Raw genomic sequence first — 20,962 nt, forward strand, 5'->3', positions numbered from 1 at the left:
AATGGTGTTGTTGTTGGTTACATGCCGAGATAGGCCTTGCGGATGCGGTCGTCCGCCCGCAAGGTTTCGTTGTTGCCTTCGAGCGCGACGCGGCCGGCTTCGAGCACGTAGCCGTGGTCGGCGGACTCGAGCGCCTCCGCCACGCGCTGTTCGACCAGCAGGATGGTCAGGTTGGATTGCCGGCGGATTTCGATCAGCCGTTCGAAGATGAAATCCGCGATGGTGGGCGCAAGGCCCATCGAGGGCTCATCCAGCATCAGGAGTTTGGGCGATCCTGCGAGCCCGCGGCCGATCGCCAGCATCTGCTGCTGTCCGCCCGAGAGCGTGCCGGCGAACTGGCCGCGGCGCTCGGCCAGGATGGGCAGCCATTCGAAGATACGCTCGATGTTGTGTTTCCAGTCGCGCTGCCCGGCTTCGGTCATCGCGCCCATTTCGAGGTTTTCCATCACGGTGAGCGAAGGAAACACCTGACGGCCTTCCGGGACATGGGCGATGCCGAGATGCGCGCGTTGCGACGGTCGGATCGCCAGCAGGTCGTGATCCTTGAATGTGATCGTTCCCGCGGTCGGCTGCACGATACCGGAGATCGTCTTGAACAGCGTGGTCTTGCCGGCACCGTTCGGTCCGACGATCGCGACGAACTGGCCTTCGTCGACCTTGATCGAGACGCCGTTCAACACGGGGATCGCGGAATAGCCGGCGGTAAGCCCTTCAATGCGGAGCATGGGCCACCCATTTTTTGCCGAGATAGGCCTCGATGACGCGGCTGTCGCGGGTGACCGCTTCGGGTTCGCCCTCGACGATCACGGCGCCGTGGTCGAGCACCAGGAAACTGTCAACCAGCCGGACCATCGCCTGCATCGTGTGTTCGATGATCGCGATCGTCATGCCGTCACGGGCAAGCCGCTGGATGACGGCCACGACTTCGTTGGCTTCGTCATGTCCGAGGCCTGCGAGCGTCTCGTCGAGCAGCAGGATGCGTGGCTGTCCGGCCAGCGCGCGGGCGAGTTCCATCAGCCGCAATTCCTTGGTCGTGAGTTCGCCCGCGATGCGGTCGGCGATCTCGGACAGTCCGACGCGGGCAATCGCGTCGGCCGCCAGTTTCCTTGCCTCCGCGTCGGTCCTGGCGCGCACATAGGCCCCGACCACGACATTGTCCGAGATCGACATCCGCAGGAACGGGCGCATGATCTGGAAGGTGCGGCCGATGCCGGCCTCGCAGAGTTCGTGCGGCTTGCGGCCGGACATCTCGCGGCCGTCGAGCAAAATCTCGCCGGTACCCGGCCGCAGGAATCCGTTCAGCAGGTTGAAGAGCGTGGTCTTGCCGGCCCCGTTGGGACCGATGATTCCGAGGATCTCGTTTTGCCGCAGCTTGAAGCTGACATCCTGCACGGCCTTCAACCCGCCGAAGGAACGCGACAGGTTACGGACTTCAAGGACGACGTCGCCTGTCCCAGTGGGGCGTTTGGGCCGCGCTGGCGCCGGTGCAGCGGGGGCGGCAGCCGCGACCGAGGCCTCCGGCGCGCTCGGCTTTGCCGCAGCCGGTGGCGACGACCGCTTGCGCAGGAAGTCACGCACCTTCCAGAACAGGCCCTCAGGCGCGAGCAGGATGACGCATATGATAGCGAGGCCGTAAATCACCCCCTGAATGCCGGGAAACCGCGAGCCCGCTTCGGCATTGAGCGTCTCGGCCAATGGGATCAGGATCACCGATCCGATCACCGGACCCCAGACCGTTCCAACTCCGCCGAACATGGCGACCGTCAGCGCCTGTGCCGACACCAGCATGCCGAACACGGATTGCGGGGTCACCACCAGCAACACGACAGCGTAGAACCCGCCGACCGCTCCGGCGATGGCGCCGCTGAGCGTGACGGCACGGAGTTTCCAGGCCAGCGTGTTGATCCCGGCGGCTTCCGCGGCCGCCTCATTCTGCTTGATCGCAAGCAGCGCCATGCCGAAGCGCGACCGTTCGATCGCCCGTGTCAGCAGGATGGTGCCGAGCATCATCGCCAGCGCCAGCAGCGTGTAGAGACGGTGATCGGCGAACTGCATATAGGCGATCGGATTGTCGCGCTTGATGGGCAGCGTGACTTCCTGCAGGCCGAGCCATTCGAACACGTAGAGAATGGCGAGCGGGTAGGCCAGCATCGCCAGTGCAAAGTAGTGCCCCTGCAGGCGGAAGGTCGGAAAGCCGATCAGCAATCCGGCGATACCGCCGAGGACGGCCGCGATGGGGATCGTTACCCACGGCGACAGGTCGAAATGGATCTGGCAGAGCACGACGGTATAGGCGCCGACTCCGAAGAAGGCGGCATGACCGAACGAGATCAGTCCGGTGTATCCGCTCAGCAGGTTCCACGACAGGCCGAAGATCGCCCAGACCGGAACCAGCGTCATCACCAGCTGGTAATAGGAATTGGTCACGCTCAGCGACACCGCGGCATAGAGCGCGGTGAAGACAAGGATAGGCAGCAGCGATCGCCATCCGCGCATGGTCATGTCCTCTCGACCATGCGCCCGAAGAAGCCTTGCGGACGGAAGAAAATGATCAGGAGAAACACAACGAAGATCGCGGCGTTCTGCAGTTGCGTCGGCAGGATCAGCGTCGACATCTGCTGGACCAGGCCGATCGTCATGCCGCCCCAGAAGGCGCCGATGAGGCTGCCCATGCCGCCAAGCACGACGCCGGCATACATGACGATGACGTATTCGACACCGACAAAGGGATGGAATGGATAATTGGTGGCGAGCAGGCCGCCGGCAATCGCCGTGATGCCGGTGCCGAGCGCAAAAGCGATGCGGTGCGCGCGGTCGACGTCGATGCCCATGTAGGTTGCCGCGGTGGGATTATCGGCGGCGGCGCGCAGCGATTTTCCTATCCGCGACCGCGTGATCATGAGCGTCAGCAGCAGCATCGTCACGAGCGAAACGACCGCGTCTATCCCGCGCGCCTTGTTGATGAAGACGCTGACGTCATAAAACATCGGTCCAAGCTCCCACGCCGAACTCGACAGCGGCGTCCGGATTGAGGCCAACACCGAGCCGAACACGAGCAGGCCGCCATTCTGCAGGATCAGTGCGATTCCGAGCGTCAGGATGAGCTGGGCATAGTGACCTTCGCCCTCGAGCGAGGAGGTGCGCATGCCTGATACGCGCGAGATCAGGGTAAGATGGACGAAGTAACCGAAGACGGCCAGCACCGGGCCGGCCAGCAGGATCGCGACGAACGGCCCGAAGTTGTTGCCGAACGCGGCCTGCACGCCGAACGCGGTAAAGAAATAGAACGCGGCATACATGCCGAGCATCATGAAATCGCCCTGGGCGAAATTGATGACGCGCATGACGCCGAAGATCAGCCCGAGCCCAACGCACATCAAGCCGTAGACCGCGCCGATCAAAAGCCCGGCGGACAGCGCTTGCAGGAAGCCTTCCAACGCCTGGGTCACCGGAGACCTCGCGCGGGAACTGGCGGTGCGGCGGCGTTATCCGTTTCCGGTTTAGGCATGGCGTTCCCCAATTTCTGTTTATCGTTGTCGTTCATGACGCTGGTCGAAGCCGCTGTTCGGCCGGCTCAAGCCGGCATTGGGCCGCAATCACGCGGGCGTCCGAAAGCGTTGCACAATTGTCGACCAGCTCTTCCAGAAGCAGCGCGCGCTTTTCGCCGATGACGTCGGAAGCAGCCTGCCGAAAGCGGGCGCGGATTTGCTCCGGCGTGGCGGCAATCACGTTCTCGAGGCGCTGATGGATGGTCGTTCCATTGTGCAGGCCAACGAGGACCTCGGCGCCCTGGTTCGCCGGGAATGCGGCGGTGAGATCAGACGCGCTTTGCAGCTCGGTCCGCTCGACGAGGCGGAGTATCCTGGGATCGTCGATGTCAGCGTAATTGTCTTCTTCGAGCGCGCCGCGCGCCAGCACGGCGGCGACGCTGAAGGGAATGCTCATCTTGGCCTGCAGCGCGTTGTGAAAGGGCCCCTTCGAATCGCAGCCGGGGTAACGGGCCGCGGCTTCCGGCACCCGAATGGCAACGGTCGCGATGTCGTCCGATGATCCGAGTTCGCGCGCGGCGCGCAGGGCCGCCTGGGCTGCGGTTTGCGCGAAATTGCAGGCGGGAGCCGGTTTGTTGTAGACGGCCATGATTTCCGGCTCGCCGGTGAACAAACGGATATCGTCGGGGGCAGGCCGGCGGCGGAAGGCGGCGAACAATCCGGCTTCGCCCTCAAGGATCGTTTCCGAGGCGAGGGCGCCGGCTTCCGCCAATTCGATTGCGGCAATCGCATTGCGTGCCGCAAAACCGGGATGGAAATACATTTCGGAGCCGCCGGCGCGCGGCCATTCGTTCAGGCCGGACGACGTGTTGGCGGCAATGGCAATGGCGCTGGTTGCGGCATCCTCGGCAAGGCCTAGGGCATAGCTTCCGGCTAACGCTGCGCCGAGTGGCGTCACAAGACCTGTCGGCCGGTAGAGGCGGGCGAGATCGGCGGTAAAGAGCGCGCGGCCGATTTGCGCACCGGCCTCATAACCGACGATCGCAGCAGCAAGGAGCTTCGCGCCGGATAGTGGCGTACGCTCCGACAAGGCGAGCAGGGTAGGCCAGATCACCACGCCATGATGACAAATGCTGGCGGCGTGCATGTCTTCGCGCACCAGGCCGTGGCCCATGGTGGCGTTGGCGAAGGCCGCGTCGCCCGGCGAGGCATGGGTTCGGGTGCCGATGACCGTTGCGCCGTCTCTGACCTCGCGCGCGATGCCGATCGCCTGGCGGCTCCACGGGTGATTGCGTGCCTCGAAGGCGCAGGAGAGAAAATCGAGCAGGCATATTTTCGCCTTGGCGATGACTTCAGCGTCGAAACGGCCGGGGTCGACGGCAAGCGCGGCGCGCGTCAGCGCTCGCGCCAACGAAACCCCGCCTGGTCCGGTCGATCCGATCGTCATGGCAATCGCCCCTCGCGCGCCAGCGGTCTAGCCGCGCATTTCGACGCCAGCCCATTCCTCAAGCACTTTCGCGATCGAGGTGAAGTCGGATGACGCGCCGTATTTGGCATTGGTGATCGCGAGCATCTGCCGGACCACCGAGCCGCAGACCATCGGGACGCCCATGGCTTCGGCTTCATCGACGCACAGCCGCACGTCCTTGTAGGAGAGGCCGGTTGTAAATCCGAAATCGAAGGTTCCGGGAAGCACGGCGCGGGGGAATTTGTCTTCGGAGGCGCTGTTGCGCCCGCTGCTGGCGTTGATGATGTCGATCAGCACCTTGGCATTGACACCGCCCTTGACGCCCATCGCCACCGCTTCGGAGGTGATCACCAGCGCTGCCGCGGCCATCAGATTGTTGGCGAGCTTTGCCGTTTGAGCCGTCCCCGGCTTGTCGCCGGTGTAAAACAGCTTTCCGAAATGCTTCAGGATCGGCTCAACCCGGTCATAGGTCGCCTTCGGGCAGGACACCATCACCGCGAGCGTGCCGTTCACCGCGCCCTTGATGCCGCCGCTGACCGGCGCATCGACCAGGGTCAGGTTCCGCGGCTCGAATCCCTTCGCGATCAATTTGGCGGCGCCGGGTCCGGTGGTGGACAGGTCGATCAGCACCGTGGCGCGGTTTCCGGCAACGATTCCATCGGGCCCCAGTGCAACCGCCTTGACGATGTCGGGGGTAGGCAGACTGCACAGCACGATATCGGCGCTCGATGCGACTTCGGCAGGCGATTTCGCGAGCCGTGCGCCGCGCGCAACCAGTTCCTTGGTCGCCTCGCTCTGCGAATCGTAAATGCACAGTGAGTAGCCGGCGTCGAGCAGGCGCCCGGCCATCGGTCCGCCCATGCGGCCCGTTCCGACAAAGCCGATTGTTTCCGCTGCCATGGTTCGCTCCCTGTCGCGCCGCAAGCCCGGGCGCATTCTTGTTCTTGCCGCGCCAGGGTTCCCCGGTCGCGTTTCGCCGAATGTCCAGATTGTCAGTCAATCTGTCAAGCATAAGATTCTTGTCGACAGGCGATGTCGCGCCGGAATAGGGTCGAAAAAACAAGGTCCGAGGAATTTGCTCAGTGCGGCAAGATGAAGCGCAAGGCGCCGGCACGACATTCGCCGATTTCGTTGCCGGCACGGTGTGGGCGGATGTCGCCGCGCAAGATCACGAAGCCAAACGCTCGATCCTGAACTTCTTCGCGACCGCGCTGGGGTCGTCGAATGATCCCGCCGTCACCGCCGCTTTGCGCACGTTATTGCCGTTCAGCGGCGCCGCGACATCCGCGGTCATCGGCCGTCCGGAACGGCTCGACGCCCTGGCTGCGTCGTTCGTCAACGCGGTTTCGGCCAACCTGCTCGATTTTGACGATACCCATCTGGACACCATCATTCATCCGGCGGCGCCCGTCGCAGCGCCGGTGCTGGCATTGGCGCAGGCGCGGGGATATTCGGGGCAGGCCGTTCTCACGGCATTCATTCTCGGCGTGGAGGTCGAATGCCGCATCGGCAATGCGGTGTCGCCCGGACATTACGCGCGCGGCTGGCACATCACCTCGACCTGCGGGGTATTCGGCGCGGCCGCAGCCTGCGCAAAGCTGCTTGGGCTTCCGGCGGACCAGATTTCAAATGCGATCGGAATTGCCGCCAGCCAGTCGGCCGGGATCATCGAAAACCTCCCGAGCGCCGCCAAGAACGTCAGCGTCGGCAACGCGGCGCGCAACGGCCTGTTCGCAGCATTGCTTGCGGCCGACGGCTATTCCGCATCGCCGCGCGCCATTGAGGGACCGCTGGGTTGGGCCCGCGCCATGGGCGACGATCCCGATCTTGGGCGATTGACCGGCGGCCTCGGCAAGACCTGGGAGATCGCGAAGAACACCTACAAGCCCTATCCGGCGGGCATCGTGTTTCATGCCGTGATCGACGCCTGCTTCACTTTGCGAGCGAAGCTAGGCGGACGCATCGATGATATCGCCTCCATTACGGTGCAGGGCTCGGCGCTCCTGCTCGCGCGTGGCGACCGGCCGGTCCGCAACGAACGCGACGCCCGGGTCAGCATTCATCACTGCGCTGCCTGCGCGCTGCTGCTGGGGGCGGCCGGCGTCACCGAGTTCGCGGACGCGGCCGTATTTCGACCTGAAATCGTGTCGCTGCGTCAGAAGGTGGAGGCTGAGCTCGACGCTTCACTTCCGGATGGTGCTGCGCGTGTCATTATCCGACTGGCGTCAGGAGAGACGCTCAGCGCGATCGTGATGGAAGCGAAGGGCAGTCTTGCCGACCCGTTGTCGGATCGGGATATCGAAGCGAAACTGCGCGATGGTGCGCGGCTGGGCGGGACCGATTGGAATATAGATCGCATTATCGATGGTGTCTGGCGTCTCGATGAGCTTGCCGACGTCTCAAGCCTGATGAGGGCGCACGGCTGAGCCGCGCCGCCTTGAAAAACAGTTCTCAAACAATGGAAGGAACCAACGATGACTGAGTTGTTCGACAAGGGCCTGAAGGTTCGCAAGGAAGTGCTAGGCGAGGACTACGTCAACAAATCCATCGCAGGCGCCGACGAATTCACCCGAACGATGGCGGAATGGTCGACCGAATTTTGCTGGGGCGCTCTGTGGACGAGGCCGGGTCTGGACCGCCGCACCCGCAGCATCGTCAACCTGGCCATGCTCGGTGCGCTGGGCCGTCCCCACGAACTGAAGCTGCACGTAAAAGGGGCCCTCGTGAATGGGCTCACCAAGGACGAGATCAAGGAGATCCTGCTTCAGGTCGCCGTCTATTGCGGCATCCCTTCGGGAATCGATGCCTTCCGAAACGCGCGGGAGGCCTTCAAGGAAGTGGAAGAGCAATGACGCGGCCGTCGGGGCGGCTTCATCTCCAATCATAAGGGGCGAGAGATCATGTCGCGGTTTGCCGTTCAGGTGCCGCGGCATATCTTTTCCCGAATTGCTACAACGCGCGGGTCAAGCTGTACCTGTCGTCAACCGCGGCGGCGTTCGCGTAGTTTGCGGAAGTCATCGCCTGCGTGGTGCGAGGAGCGCGTCAGCGGCGTGGCCGACACCAGCAGAAAGCCTTTGGCGTACGCGATCTTCTCATAGACTTCGAATTCATCAGGAGGCACGAAGCGTACGACAGCATGGTGCTTGCGCGTGGGCTGGAGATACTGGCCGATGGTCAGGAAATCGACGTCCGCGGAACGCAAATCGTCCATCAATTGCAGCACCTCGTTCCGGTCCTCACCGAGACCGACCATGATGCCGGACTTGGTGAAGATCTGCGCGGCGAGTTCCTTTACGCGCTGCAGCAGCCGGACCGAATGGAAATAGCGCGCGCCGGGCCGCACCGTCAGGTATTTCGACGGCACCGTCTCCAGATTGTGGTTGAATACGTCGGGTTTCGCCGCAACGACCGTTTCGAGCGCGCCGCCCTTGCGCAGAAAATCCGGGGTCAGGATTTCGATCGTCGTACCCGGGCTTGTCGTGCGGATGGCTGCAATCGTCGCAGCGAAATGCGCGGCGCCGCCGTCGGCAAGGTCGTCGCGATCGACCGAGGTGATGACCTCATGCTCCAATCCCAGCTTGGCCACCGCTTCGGCGACCTTGTGCGGCTCATCGGCATCGAGCGGCCCGGGCAGGCCGGTGCGCACGTTGCAGAAGGCACAGGCGCGCGTGCAGGTATCGCCCATGATCATGAAGGTCGCGTGCTTCTTTGACCAGCACTCGCCAATGTTGGGGCAGCGCGCTTCCTCGCAGACGGTCACGAGTTTGTTCTCGCGCACGATGCGCTTCGTCTCGGCCCATGCGGCGGAGCCGGGAGCCTTGACGCGGATCCAGGCAGGCTTGCTCTGTATGGGCGTATCGGGGCGGTTGGCCTTTTCAGGGTGACGCGGCATGTCGGACCGCATCTTGGCCCGCGGATCGTTGTTGAGGAGATCGAGCACGACGGTCATTGGTCAGCCTCGTGAGTGCGCCGGTCGTGGACATTCAGCTATCGAAGCGAGCTTCGTCAATTCGATTGTTTGTCTCTCCGGCATCGCCCTGTCACGGCCGGCCACCGCGTTGCCCCGGGGGCTCTCGTCTAGGGCATGCAGGCGGGTTTTCCGGCTTCGAGCCCCGCATTTGGAACTCGTCACCGCGCCGGTCCGACATTTCGGGCAGCCCCTCCGAACGTTTTTCCGGAGCTTCAGACAGATCCGGACCAATCGCGCCGGCCGGCCCAATGGCCAGGATCGCAATCTCAAGCAAAATGAATGGCATGGCCGCGATCGGCTGCGCTTTGTGTCGTCTGGCACGAATGCTGCTTAGGTGTCTGCAAAAGAGGCTATGCGCAAAAAAAAGCGACAGCTTGAGAACAAACAATGCGAGGGGACGTTCAGATGCCAGCCAACATTCAATTCTTTACCTAGAGCGACAGGCGATATCGCCTGTGTGGCGTTGCGATTCCGCATGTGCGCGGAAAGCAATGAGCGTTGACGCTTGACTTCGGCTTGGCATGCAATGGAGACGGTAATGAAGGTCGCGGAAGCGCAAGATCAGGATCCGCAGGAAACCCGGGAATGGCTGGATGCCTTGTCGGCAGTCCGGGGGCATCGCGGCAACGAACGAGCCGAGTTCGTCGTCAATGCGGTGATCGACGCCGCGCGCAGCGGCGGCCTCGGCATTCAACAGACGTTGACCACTCCCTATTGCAACACGATCCCGCCGGATCGGCAGCCGGCGCTGCCGGGCGATCGCGCCATCGAGCACAAGCTTCGCTCGATCATCCGGTGGAATGCGCTGGCCATCGTGCTGCGCGCCAACAAAGAGAGCTCGGAGCTTGGCGGCCACATCGCGAGCTTCCAGTCGGCGGCGACACTCTACGACATCGGCTTCGGCCATTTCTGGCACGCGCCGACCGAGAAGCATGGCGGCGACCTCATTTTCGTCCAGGGGCATTGCTCGCCGGGCATCTACGCGCGCGCCTTTCTCGAAGGCCGCTTGAGCGAGGAGCAATTGCTCGGCTTCCGGCAGGAGACCGCGGGCGGCGGATTGTCGAGCTATCCGCACCCCTGGCTGATGCCGGACTTCTGGCAGTTCCCGACGGTGTCGATGGGGCTCGGGCCCCTGATGGCGATCTATCAGGCGCGGTTCCTGAAATATCTGGAGAACCGCCATTTGGCCGAAACCGCCAATCGCAAGGTCTGGGCCTTCATGGGCGACGGCGAAACCGATGAGCCGGAATCGCTCGGCGCGATTTCGCTCGCCGGCCGCGAAAACCTCGACAATCTGATCTTCGTCATCAATTGCAACCTCCAGCGGCTCGACGGACCGGTGCGCGGCAACGGCAAGATCGTCCAGGAGCTCGAAAGCGTGTTCCGCGGCGCTGGCTGGAACGTCATCAAGGTGCTGTGGGGCTCGGGCTGGGATCGGCTGCTGCAGAAGGACAAGAGCGGGCGGCTGCTCCAGCTCATGGACGAATGCGTCGACGGCGAATACCAGGACTACAAGAGCAAGAGCGGCGCCTACATTCGCGAACACTTCTTCGGCAAATACGCGGAAACGAAGGAACTCGTTGCCGACATGAGCGACGACGATATCTGGGCGCTGGCGCGCGGCGGCCATGATCCGGAGAAGGTGTTCGCGGCCTACACCGCCGCCGTGAATCACAAGGGCCAGCCGACCGTCATCCTGCCGAAGACCGTCAAGGGTTTTGGCATGGGAGAATCCGGCGAAGGCCAGATGATCGCGCATCAGGCGAAGAAGATGACGCAGGATGCGCTGCGCGGCTTTCGCGATCGCTTCCAGGTGCCGGTCTCGGATGCGGACCTGGCCAAGGTTCCGTTCCTCCGTCTGCCGGAAGACAGCCCGGAGATGAAGTATTTCCACGCCCAGCGCGCAAAGCTCGGCGGCAGTCTGCCGCAGCGCCGGCGCAAATCCGCCTCCCTGCAAATTCCGCCGCTATCGACGTTCCAGCGGCTGCTCGACGCCACCGGCGAGCGCGAAATTTCGACTACGATGGCTTTCGTGCAGATGCTCGGCACCCTCGTGCGCGACAGAGCGATCGGCAAGCACATCGTGCCGATCGTGCCGGACGAATCCCGCACCTTCGGCATGGAGGGCATGTTCCGCCAACTCGGCATCTACTCGTCGGTCGGTCAGCTCTACCGGCCGCAGGATGCCGACCAGCTGATGTATTACCGCGAGGACAAGAGCGGACAGGTGTTCCAGGAGGGCATCAACGAAGGCGGCGCGATGTCGAGCTGGATCGTCGCAGCAACGTCCTACTCGACCAACAACGTGCCGATGATCCCGTTCTACATCTATTATTCGATGTTCGGCCTGCAACGCGTCGGCGATCTCGCCTGGCTCGCCGGCGACATGCGTGCCCGCGGCTTCCTGCTCGGTGGCACCGCCGGCCGCACCACGCTGAACGGCGAGGGGTTGCAGCATGAGGACGGCCACAGCCATTTGCTGGCCGCCACCATCCCGAACTGCATCTCGTACGATCCGACCTTTGCCTATGAGGTCGTGACTATCGTCCGCGAGGGTATGCGCCGCATGTATGAGACGCAGGAGGACGTCTACTACTACATTACCCTGATGAACGAGAACTATCAGCACCCCGGGTTGGCCGAGGCCGGCAAGGGGGCGGAAGAAGGAATTCTCAAGGGGCTCTACCTCCTCAAGAACGGCGGCGAGACCGCGAAGAAGGGTCTGCGCGTCCAACTCATGGGCTCCGGCACGATCCTGCGCGAAGTGATCGCGGCCGCGGATCTGCTCAAGGCGGATTTCGGCGTCACCGCCGACGTCTGGAGCGCGACCAGCTTCAACGAACTGCGCCGCGACGGCATGGCGGCGGAGCGCTGGAATTTGCTGCATCCGACCGAGCCGCGCCGCAAGAGCTGGGTCGAGGCGCAACTTGAAGGCCATCCGGGGCCGGTCGTGGCGTCGACCGACTACATGCGCAGCTACTCCGACCAGATCCGGGAGTATGTGCAGGCGGCCGGCCGTCGATACGTCGTGCTCGGCACGGACGGTTTTGGCCGCAGCGACTATCGCGTGAAGCTGCGAAAATTCTTCGAGGTCGACCGGCATTACGTCGCCGTCGCCGCGCTCAAGGCGCTCGCTGACGACGGCGCGATCAAGCCGGCGATCGTGGCCGAAGCCATCGCCAAATACAACATCGACGCCGGGCGTGCTGCGCCCTGGACCGTGTGAGCCAGCGGAGCCGAGGACAGAACGATGAGTGGTCTGATCGACATCAAGGTTCCCGATATCGGTGACTTCAAGGACGTCCCTGTCATCGAGGTCTTCGTCAAGCCGGGCGACAAGGTGAAGGCCGAGGATCCGCTGGTTGCGCTGGAGTCCGACAAGGCGACCATGGAGGTGCCGTCGCCGCGTGATGGCGTGGTGAAATCGGTGGTCGTGAAGCTTGGCGACAAGGTCAGCGAAGGCACTGTTATCGTGCAGTTCGAGGGCGCCGGCGCGGAACAGGCCGAGGCCCGCCCGGTCGTCAGCGCGCCGCCGTCACCGGTCAGCGCACCGGGCGGCGTCGCCGAGGTGCGAGTTCCTGATATCGGCGACTTCAAGGACGTTCCGGTCATCGAAATCTTCGTCAAGATCGGCGACAGCGTGAAAGCCGAGGATCCGCTGATCGCGCTCGAGTCGGACAAGGCGACGATGGAAGTGCCGGCGCCGCTCTCCGGCACCGTGCGCGAGATCAAGGTCAAGACCGGCGACAAGGTCAGCGAGGGCGCTGTCATCCTGTCGCTCGCAACTGGCGCAGCACCTTTGCAGGCCGACATCCCTCCCGTGTCGCCGCCTGCGTCCTCGTCGGCCACCGCCGCTGGAACGGCGGTGGCCGGCGCCTTTGATGAAGGAAGCTTCGCGCTCGCCTATGCCGGTCCGGCCGTGCGCAAGCTGGCGCGCGAACGGGGTGTCGATCTCGGCAAGGTCAAAGGCTCGGGCAATCACGGCCGTATTCTGCGCGAAGACGTCGAAGCCTTCGGCAAAGGCGAGGCCCCCTCGGGGAAACCGCAAGCAGCGGCCGCAAGCGGAGGCGGTGTCGGCGGCATTGACCTTCTGCCCTGGCCCAAGGTCGACTTTGCGAAGTTCGGGCCGGTCGAGCGCAAGGACCTCGGCCGCATCAAAAAGATCTCAGCGGCCAACCTGCACCGCAACTGGGTCGTCATCCCGCACGTCACGACCCACGACGAGGCCGACATCACCGATCTCGAACAATTCCGGGTGACGATGAACAAGGAGTTGGAGAAGAGTGGCGTAAAACTCTCGCTGCTGCCGTTCATGGTGAAGGCTGCGGTCGCGACGCTGCAGAAATTCCCGGAATTCAATGCGAGCCTCGACGGCGACACGCTCGTCTACAAGAACTACTGGCACATCGGCTTTGCCGCTGATACGCCGAATGGCCTGATGGTGCCTGTGATCCGTGACGCCGACAAGAAATCGGTGCCCGAAATCGCCAAGGAGATGAACGCCCTCGCCAAGATCGCGCGCGAAGGCAAGATCAAGCCCGACCAGATGCAGGGCGGGACTTTCTCGATCTCCTCGCTCGGCGGCATCGGCGGCATCTATTTCACGCCGATCATCAATGCGCCCGAAGTCGCGATCATGGGCGTCTGCAAGGGTTACTGGAAGCAGCACTCGTCCGACGGCAAGACGGCCAACTGGCGGTTGACGTTGCCGCTGTCGCTGTCCTGGGACCATCGCGTCATCGACGGCGCGGCGGCAGCCCGCTTCAACGTCTATTTCGCCAGCGTGCTCGCCGACCTGCGTCGCGTGCTGTTCTGAGATCGGGGGAAGCAGCATGGCTCAGCAGATCGAAGTGAAGGTTCCGGATATCGGTGACTTCAAGGAAGTTGCCGTCATCGAGGTCATGGTGAAGCCCGGCGAGACCGTCGCGGTCGACACCAGCCTCATCATGGTCGAGTCCGACAAGGCGTCGATGGAGATTCCATCGTCTCACGCCGGCATCGTGAAGGAGGTCAGGGTCAAGATCGACGACAAGGTGAGTGAAGGATCGACCATCCTCGTGCTGGAGGCAGGAGGCGCGGCTGCAGCGCCGAAGCCTGCGCCAGCATCGCAGCCGGCGGCGACCGCCAGCCCGCCGCCGGCCGCTCCTTCCGCCGCGTCCTATGCCGGCAAGGCGGACATCGAATGCGACGTAGTGGTGCTGGGCGCCGGTCCCGGTGGCTACTCGGCCGCCTTCCGCGCCGCCGATCTCGGCATGAAGACCGTGCTGGTGGAGCGTTACGACACGCTCGGTGGCGTGTGCCTCAACGTCGGCTGCATCCCGAGCAAGGCGCTGCTGCATACGGCTTCCGTCGTCGACGAGGTCAGGCATCTGCCCGACCACGGCATTTCCTTTGGCGCGCCGCAGATCGACCTCGGCAAGCTGCGCGGTTTCAAGGATGGCGTGATCAAGAAGCTGACCGGTGGCCTGGCCGGCATGGCGAAGGCCCGCAAGGTCGAGGTTGTGACCGGCGTCGGCGCCTTCCTCGACCCGCACCACCTCGAAGTGATCTCGGCTGGGGCTAAGAAGACGGTCAAATTCGCCAAGGCCATCATCGCCGCCGGCAGCCAGGCGGTGAAACTGCCGTTCCTGCCCGACGATCCGCGCATCGTCGATTCGACCGGCGCGCTGCTGCTGAAATCGATCCCCAAGCGCATGCTGGTGATCGGCGGCGGCATCATCGGCCTGGAAATGGCGACGGTCTATTCGACGCTCGGCGCACGCATTGACGTTGTCGAAATGCTCGACGGCCTGATGCAGGGAGCCGACCGCGACCTGGTCAAGGTCTGGGAAAAAACGAACGCGGGCCGTTTCGACAAGGTCATGCTGAAGACCAAAACGGTGGGTGCGAAGGCGACGGAAGCCGGGATCGAGGTGAGTTTCGAGGGCGAGCAGGCGCCTGCCGGGCCGCAGGTCTATGACCTCGTTCTGGTCTCGGTCGGCCGCAGCCCGAACGGGAAGAAGATCGGCGCCGAGAAGGCCGGCGTTGCCGTGGGCGATCGTGGTTTCATCGACGTCGACAGGCAGATGCGCACCAACGTGCCGCATATCTTCGCGATCGGCGACATCATCGGCCAGCCGATGCTGGCGCACAAGGCGGTGCATGAGGGCCATGTGGCCGCGGAAGTCGCGCATGGCGAGAAGTCGTATTTCGACGCGCGGCAGATTCCGTCTGTCGCCTACACCGATCCTGAGGTAGCCTGGGCCGGGAAGACCGAGGAGCAGTGCAAGGCCGAGGGTCTCAAGGTCGGCAAGGCGGTGTTTCCATGGGCGGCGTCGGGCCGCGCCATCGCCAACGGCTGCGACGAGGGTTTTACCAAGCTGCTGTTCGATGCGGCGACCCATCGCGTGGTCGGCGGCGGCATCGTCGGCACGCATGCCGGCGATCTCATCAGCGAGATCTGCCTTGCGATCGAGATGGGCTGCGAGCCGGCCGATATAGGCAAGACCATTCATCCGCACCCGACCCTCGGCGAGTCGATCGGCATGGCGGCCGAGGTGTTCGAGGGCCATTGCACGGACCTTCCGCCGCAAAAGAAAAAGTGACGCTGAAGTCCAACCAATTGCCAGAACAAGGGTGCGGTTGAAATGAGGGAGGCAGTCATGGTTTCAAGAGCGTGGCGAATTCTGATCCTTCTCGCATTTGTTCTGCTTCCACCCAAACTGGCGTCGGCGGCGGAGGCGCATTGGCCCCAGACGCTCACTCTCGGCACCGCGTCGGAAGGCGGCACCTACTACGCCTATGGTGAAGGGCTGGCTCGACTGCTCTCGCGAGAACTCGGCATCGCGGTGGTGGCGCGACCGACTGGCGGTCCGGTCGAGAATATCAAGCTGCTCGAGACCGGCGAAATTCAGCTGGCCTTCGTCACCCAAGGCGTGGCGTTGCAAGCCTGGAACGCCAGCGCTGCCTGGACCGATGGGCGGCAATACCGAAACATGCGCGCCATGTTCGCGATGTACGATACACCGTTTCAGTTTCAGGTGCTCAGTGAATCACCGATTCAATCGTTTGCCGATTTCGCCGGCAAGCGTATCGGTGTCGGGCCCGAGGGTGGCACCACCGCCGCCTACTTTCCCGAGTTCCTCAAGGCGCTGAAGATCGAGGCCACCCTGGTTCACGGCGATTGGGCGGAGCTTGCGGAGAAGTCGTTGGCGAGAAGCATCGATGCGCTTGCGGTTGGCGCCGGCGTGCCGGTTCCGGTATTTATCGATATCGAGCGCAAGGCGAAGGTGCGCTACCTCCCTCTCACGCGGCAGGAGATCGCAACGCTGCGCCTGACGATGCCGGAACTCTCCGCATCCGTTGTTGCGGCGGGTTCGTATCCTACTTTGCGGCGCCGGTACGACACGATCGGCCTGTTCAACTTTGCCGTAGCGCACAAGGATTTGCCGAACGATCTGGTCACAGCCATCGTCGACACCGTGTTCGCCAATAACGAGCGGCTGGTCGAAGTTCATCCGGCGGCGGCGGAAACGATCCCCTCCAACATCATGCGCAACAATTTCATTCCGCTTCATGGCGGCGCGGTCAGTTGGTATCGCAGCAGGGTTACGCCCGGGGTTGTGCATTCAGACTGAGAAACAGTCCTTAGGGAAGGAATAGGATATGGCAACAGCAGCAACAACAGGCGGTCCCCATGCCGTAAAATGGTATCAGCACCTCTATGTGCAGGTTTTGGCTGCAATCACAGCCGGCGTATTACTGGGCCATTTTTATCCTCAGCTTGGCGAGCAGATGAAGCCGCTCGGCGATGCGTTCATCAAATGCATCAAGATGATCATCGCGCCGATCATCTTCTTCACGGTTGTGCATGGTATCGCCAGCATGCGCGACATGAAGAAGGTCGGACGTGTCGGCTTGAAGGCATTGATCTATTTCGAAGTGCTGACGACGGCTGCGCTGATCATCGGGCTTATCGTTATCAATTTGTGGAAACCGGGCGTCGGCATGAACCTCGATCTGTCGACCGTTGACACAAAATCGATTGCGGCCTTCACCGCAAAAGCGAAGGAGCAGGGCACGGTCCAGTTCCTGATGGACATCATCCCGTCGACCGTCGTCGGCGCTTTTGCCAATGGTGAAATCCTGCAGGTGTTGTTCTTTGCAATCCTGTTTGCATTTGGCCTGCAAGCTCTCGGTCAACACGGTGAGGGCGTGCTGCGGCTGATCGATGTCGTGAGCCACGTGTTCTTCAAGATCGTGGGCTACATCATGAGACTTGCGCCGATCGGAGCGTTCGGCGCAATGGCGTTCACGATCGGCAAGTATGGCGTGGCGACGCTGATCTCGCTGGCCAACTTCATGCTGGCGTTTTACGTAACATGCTTGTTGTTCGTCTTTGTCGTGCTCGGCTCGGTTGCTGCCCTTAGCGGCTTTTCGATCTTCAAGTTCATCCGTTACATCAAGGAAGAACTCCTGATCGTGCTTGGCACCTCGTCATCGGAATCAGTGCTGCCGCGCATGATCGCCAAGACCGAAAATCTTGGCTGCGAAAAATCGGTCGTCGGATTGGTTATTCCGACCGGTTATTCGTTCAACCTTGATGGCACTTGTATCTACTTGACAATGGCCGCGATCTTCCTGGCGCAAGCGACGAACACGCCCCTGACGATCTGGCAAGAACTCGGCATCATCGGCGTTCTGCTCCTGACGTCCAAGGGCGCCGCTGGTGTCACGGGATCCGGCTTCATTGTGCTAGCCGCAACACTTGCATCCGTCGGGACGATTCCGGTCGCGAGCATCGCCTTGATCCTTGGCATCGACCGCTTCATGTCGGAGGCGCGCGCGCTCACCAACCTTGTAGGAAATGGCGTAGCGACAGTGGTCGTCGCCAAATGGGAAGGGGCGCTCGACGAAAGAATGCTTCATCGACGTCTGAACCAGGAGAGCGATGTCGAAGCTGATGATCCGGAGTCGGTAAAGATAGCGGATGACGAGATGGAGGCAGGCGCGCCCCGGCCAGTGGTCGCTTGACCCTAGAGACGGCAGAGGCTGCCGGCCTGGAGCCTGTTGCCGCGCTTGGCAACGGCTCGGGCAGCGCAGGGAACATCAAACGAGGAGTTGAATATGACTGACGTAGTAATTGTATCCGCCGCGCGGACGCCGGTTGGTTCTTTCAATGGAGCGTTCGGCTCGCTGACTGCCCACGAACTGGGGGCTGTGGCGATCAAGGGCGCGCTCGATCGCGCCAAGGTCTCGCCTGGTGACGTCGATGAGGTAATCCTGGGCCAGGTATTGTCCGGCGGCGAGGGGCAGAATCCGGCGCGGCAGGCCGCTATGGCGGCCGGCATTCCGCAGGAGAAGACGGCGTGGGGCATGAACCAGCTTTGTGGTTCGGGCCTGCGGTCGGTGGCGCTTGGATTGCAGCAGATCGCCAACGGGGATGCGAAGGTGATCGTCGCCGGCGGCATGGAATCGATGTCGATGGCGCCGCATCTGTCGCACATGCGGAACGGCACCAAGATGGGCGACACCAAGTTTATCGACTCCATGCTGAAGGACGGCCTGCTCGATGCGTTCCACGGCTATCACATGGGAGTGACCGCGGAGAACATCGCCACCAAATGGCAAATCACCCGGGAAGAGCAGGATGCGTTCGCTGCTGGCTCGCAGAACAAGGCCGAGGACGCGCAGAAGGCCGGCCGGTTCAAGGACGAGATCGTTCCCGTTACCGTCAAGACCAGGAAGGGCGACGTCGTCGTCGACCAGGACGAATATATCCGTGCGGGTACGACGCAGGACGCGCTGGCAAAGCTGAAGCCGGCCTTCAACAAGGAGGGGACGGTAACCGCCGGCAACGCCTCCGGCCTCAACGACGGCGCGGCAGCTTTTGTATTGATGAGTGCTGACGAGGCCAGCAAGCGCGGTCTTACGCCGCTTGCGAAGATCGTCTCCTGGGCGACCGCCGGCGTCGATCCCGCGGTGATGGGGTCGGGCCCAATTCCGGCCTCGCGTAAGGCGCTCGAAAAGGCCGGGTGGAAGGTCGGGGATCTCGATCTCGTCGAGGCCAACGAGGCCTTTGCGGCGCAGGCGATCGCCGTCAACAAGGACATGGGCTGGGATCCGTCGATCGTGAACGTGAACGGCGGCGCCATCGCCATCGGCCATCCGATCGGCGCGTCCGGTGCACGCGTTCTGACAACGCTGTTGTTCGAGATGCAGAAGCGCGGCGCCAAGAAAGGCCTTGCCACGCTGTGCATCGGCGGCGGCATGGGCGTCGCGCTGACAGTCGAGCGCTAGACCGGCGGACGGGCCGGCCGTTTCGGCCGGAGCGACGCGCGGACGGCACCTGGCCGTCCGCGAACGAGAACGGCTCCCCAAGGGCCGGCACATACAAGTTGAACCGATCAGGAACAGGAGGAGACGATGTCCAGAGTTGCGGTGGTGACCGGTGGAACGCGAGGCATAGGAGAGGCGATCTCGATTGCGCTGAAGGCGGCGGGCTACCAGGTGGCTGCGAGCTATGCCGGCAACGATGCGGCGGCCGCGAAGTTCAAGAGCGAGACCGGCATCAACGCCTACAAATGGGACGTGTCGAGCTACGACGCCTGCGTCGCAGGCCTCAAGCAGGTCGAGGCCGATCTGGGCCCGGTGGACGTTCTGGTCAATAACGCTGGAATCACCAAGGACGGCATGTTCCACAAGATGACGCCGGACCAATGGTACGCGGTCATCAACACCAACCTGAACTCGCTGTTCAACATGACGAGGCCGGTGTGGGAGGGAATGCGCGAACGCAAATTCGGCCGCGTGATCTGCATCTCCTCGATCAACGGCCAGAAGGGCCAGATGGGCCAGGTCAATTATTCCGCCGCCAAGGCGGGTGACATGGGGTTTGTGAAGGCGCTGGCCCAGGAGGGAGCTCGCTCCGGCATTACCGTCAACACCATCTGTCCCGGCTACATCGCCACCGAGATGGTCAAGGCGATCAGCCCGGAGATCGTGGCCAAGAACATCCTTCCCCAGATCCCGGTCGGCCGTCTGGGCGAACCGCACGAGATCGCGCGAACGGTGCTGTTCCTGGCATCCGACGATGCCGGCTTCATCACGGGCTCGACGATATCCGCCAACGGCGGCCAGAGCATGGTCTGAGGCACCGCCATGTCGATGCAGCCACAAGGGGATCTGACGACGCGAACGCTCGCCATGCCTGCGGATGCAAATCCGAGCGGCGATATCTTCGGTGGCTGGGTGCTTTCCCAGATGGATATCGCGGGTGGCATCCATGCCGGCCAGTGCGCGCAGGGGCGTGTCGCGACGGTCGCGATCGAGGCGATGCATTTCATCAAGCCGGTCCATGTCGGGGATGTCCAGTGCGTGTACGCGTCGCCGGAGCGTGTGGGGCGTACGTCGGTGGCGGTCCGCCTGCAGGCCTGGGCGTTGCGCCGCCGCCTGGGGGATCGCGTCAAGGTGACGGAAGGCATCTTTACATTCGTTGCACTCGACGCCGAAGGGCGACCGGTGCCGATCGGGTCCGATCGACAAGCGGAAGCATCGCAGTAACCACCAATGAAGGAGAGGGAAATGTCCGACGGCAAATCGAAGGCAAGCGATACTGACTGGGGCCTCCCCGGGTTCGACTTCGCCAAGCTCATCGAATCCTGCCAGATCAGCGGCGTTGACATGATGTCGTTGATCGACATGGAGAAGAACATCGACGCGCTCACCGAGGTCAATCGTTCGGCATATGAGAGCTGGCGAAACCTGATGGCACGGCAGACCGAGGTTTTCCAGGAAACCATGAAGGCGATCGCCGCCGAGGCAAGCAACGAAACCGCAACCGGCCGCCGTACTGAAATCGCCCGGCAGGGATTCGAGCAAGCTCTCGCCAACATGCGCCAGCTCGCCGAGACCGCGACCGAGTCCCAGAAGCAGACGATCGAGATACTGCGCCAGCGCTTCGAGGAAGGGATGGCCGCGATGCGCGTCCGTGGCGGAAGCGCCTGAGAGCCGCCGGCTGAACAAAAGCAGGAGAGGGGCGCATCCGCCTCTCGAACC

The 20,962-nt window shown here is 62.9% G+C and carries 17 protein-coding genes; 11 read left to right on the forward strand and 6 right to left on the reverse strand.

Annotated elements, in window-relative coordinates:
- Positions 1-17 precede the first annotated feature (17 nt).
- From JQ575_RS07090 to JQ575_RS07110, 5 genes are all read right to left on the reverse strand, one after another.
- On the reverse strand, positions 18-725 hold the full coding sequence (locus JQ575_RS07090; protein WP_212032510.1) for an ABC transporter ATP-binding protein: 708 nt from the start codon (positions 723-725) through the stop codon (positions 18-20).
- On the reverse strand, positions 712-2,502 hold the full coding sequence (locus JQ575_RS07095) for an ABC transporter permease subunit (RefSeq protein ID WP_212032511.1): 1,791 nt from the start codon (positions 2,500-2,502) through the stop codon (positions 712-714). The genes JQ575_RS07090 and JQ575_RS07095 overlap by 14 nt, the downstream gene beginning before the upstream one ends.
- Positions 2,499-3,449, reverse strand: coding sequence for a branched-chain amino acid ABC transporter permease (locus tag JQ575_RS07100; RefSeq protein ID WP_312015896.1), 951 nt, complete (start codon positions 3,447-3,449; stop codon positions 2,499-2,501). Before JQ575_RS07100 ends, JQ575_RS07095 begins: the two co-directional genes overlap by 4 nt.
- 91 nt (positions 3,450-3,540) lie before the next feature.
- Positions 3,541-4,935, reverse strand: coding sequence for an MmgE/PrpD family protein (locus JQ575_RS07105; protein ID WP_212032512.1), 1,395 nt, complete (start codon positions 4,933-4,935; stop codon positions 3,541-3,543).
- 27 nt (positions 4,936-4,962) lie between these two features.
- Positions 4,963-5,892: an NAD(P)-dependent oxidoreductase gene (locus JQ575_RS07110; protein ID WP_283842589.1), complete on the reverse strand. Its 930-nt coding sequence runs from the start codon at positions 5,890-5,892 to the stop codon at positions 4,963-4,965.
- 146 nt (positions 5,893-6,038) lie between these two features.
- On the opposite strand from JQ575_RS07110, the gene JQ575_RS46035 reads away from it, so the two are divergent.
- The gene (locus JQ575_RS46035) at positions 6,039-7,382 is read left to right on the forward strand and encodes an MmgE/PrpD family protein (protein WP_212032514.1); all 1,344 of its coding nucleotides are present in this window, start codon (positions 6,039-6,041) and stop codon (positions 7,380-7,382) included.
- 48 nt (positions 7,383-7,430) lie between these two features.
- Positions 7,431-7,808 (forward strand): carboxymuconolactone decarboxylase family protein, encoded by a 378-nt coding sequence (locus tag JQ575_RS07120; RefSeq protein ID WP_192734580.1) that lies wholly within the window; start codon positions 7,431-7,433, stop codon positions 7,806-7,808.
- A 128-nt stretch (positions 7,809-7,936) separates the two neighbouring features.
- On the opposite strand, the gene lipA is transcribed toward JQ575_RS07120, so the two are convergent.
- Positions 7,937-8,905 (reverse strand): lipoyl synthase, encoded by a 969-nt coding sequence (lipA, locus tag JQ575_RS07125; protein ID WP_212032515.1) that lies wholly within the window; start codon positions 8,903-8,905, stop codon positions 7,937-7,939.
- Positions 8,906-9,464: 559 nt separating this feature from the next.
- Here lipA and aceE point away from each other — a divergent pair.
- The 9 genes from aceE (at position 9,465) to phaP (ending at position 20,911) form a co-directional block, all read left to right on the forward strand.
- Positions 9,465-12,152, forward strand: coding sequence for a pyruvate dehydrogenase (acetyl-transferring), homodimeric type (gene aceE, locus JQ575_RS07130; RefSeq protein ID WP_409364767.1), 2,688 nt, complete (start codon positions 9,465-9,467; stop codon positions 12,150-12,152).
- Positions 12,153-12,176: 24 nt separating this feature from the next.
- Positions 12,177-13,742 carry a dihydrolipoyllysine-residue acetyltransferase gene (locus tag JQ575_RS07135; RefSeq protein WP_212032517.1) on the forward strand — a complete coding sequence of 522 codons (1,566 nt, stop codon included), beginning with the start codon at positions 12,177-12,179 and terminating at the stop codon, positions 13,740-13,742.
- A 16-nt stretch (positions 13,743-13,758) separates the two neighbouring features.
- Positions 13,759-15,510, forward strand: a complete 1,752-nt coding sequence (lpdA, locus tag JQ575_RS07140; RefSeq protein WP_212032518.1) for a dihydrolipoyl dehydrogenase — start codon at positions 13,759-13,761, stop codon at positions 15,508-15,510.
- Positions 15,511-15,567: 57 nt separating this feature from the next.
- Positions 15,568-16,542 (forward strand): TAXI family TRAP transporter solute-binding subunit, encoded by a 975-nt coding sequence (locus JQ575_RS07145; RefSeq protein WP_212032519.1) that lies wholly within the window; start codon positions 15,568-15,570, stop codon positions 16,540-16,542.
- Positions 16,543-16,570: 28 nt separating this feature from the next.
- Positions 16,571-17,938 (forward strand): dicarboxylate/amino acid:cation symporter, encoded by a 1,368-nt coding sequence (locus JQ575_RS07150; protein ID WP_212032520.1) that lies wholly within the window; start codon positions 16,571-16,573, stop codon positions 17,936-17,938.
- Between the two features lie 93 nt (positions 17,939-18,031).
- On the forward strand, positions 18,032-19,204 hold the full coding sequence (locus tag JQ575_RS07155) for an acetyl-CoA C-acetyltransferase (RefSeq protein ID WP_212032521.1): 1,173 nt from the start codon (positions 18,032-18,034) through the stop codon (positions 19,202-19,204).
- A 126-nt stretch (positions 19,205-19,330) separates the two neighbouring features.
- Positions 19,331-20,056 (forward strand): acetoacetyl-CoA reductase, encoded by a 726-nt coding sequence (phbB, locus tag JQ575_RS07160; RefSeq protein ID WP_212032522.1) that lies wholly within the window; start codon positions 19,331-19,333, stop codon positions 20,054-20,056.
- 9 nt (positions 20,057-20,065) lie between these two features.
- On the forward strand, positions 20,066-20,467 hold the full coding sequence (locus JQ575_RS07165) for an acyl-CoA thioesterase (RefSeq protein ID WP_212032523.1): 402 nt from the start codon (positions 20,066-20,068) through the stop codon (positions 20,465-20,467).
- Between the two features lie 21 nt (positions 20,468-20,488).
- Positions 20,489-20,911 carry a TIGR01841 family phasin gene (phaP, locus tag JQ575_RS07170; RefSeq protein WP_212032524.1) on the forward strand — a complete coding sequence of 141 codons (423 nt, stop codon included), beginning with the start codon at positions 20,489-20,491 and terminating at the stop codon, positions 20,909-20,911.
- The last annotated feature ends 51 nt before the right edge of the window (positions 20,912-20,962 follow it).

Source organism: Bradyrhizobium sp. JYMT SZCCT0428, from assembly GCF_018131075.1.
Lineage (GTDB): Bacteria > Pseudomonadota > Alphaproteobacteria > Rhizobiales > Xanthobacteraceae > Bradyrhizobium.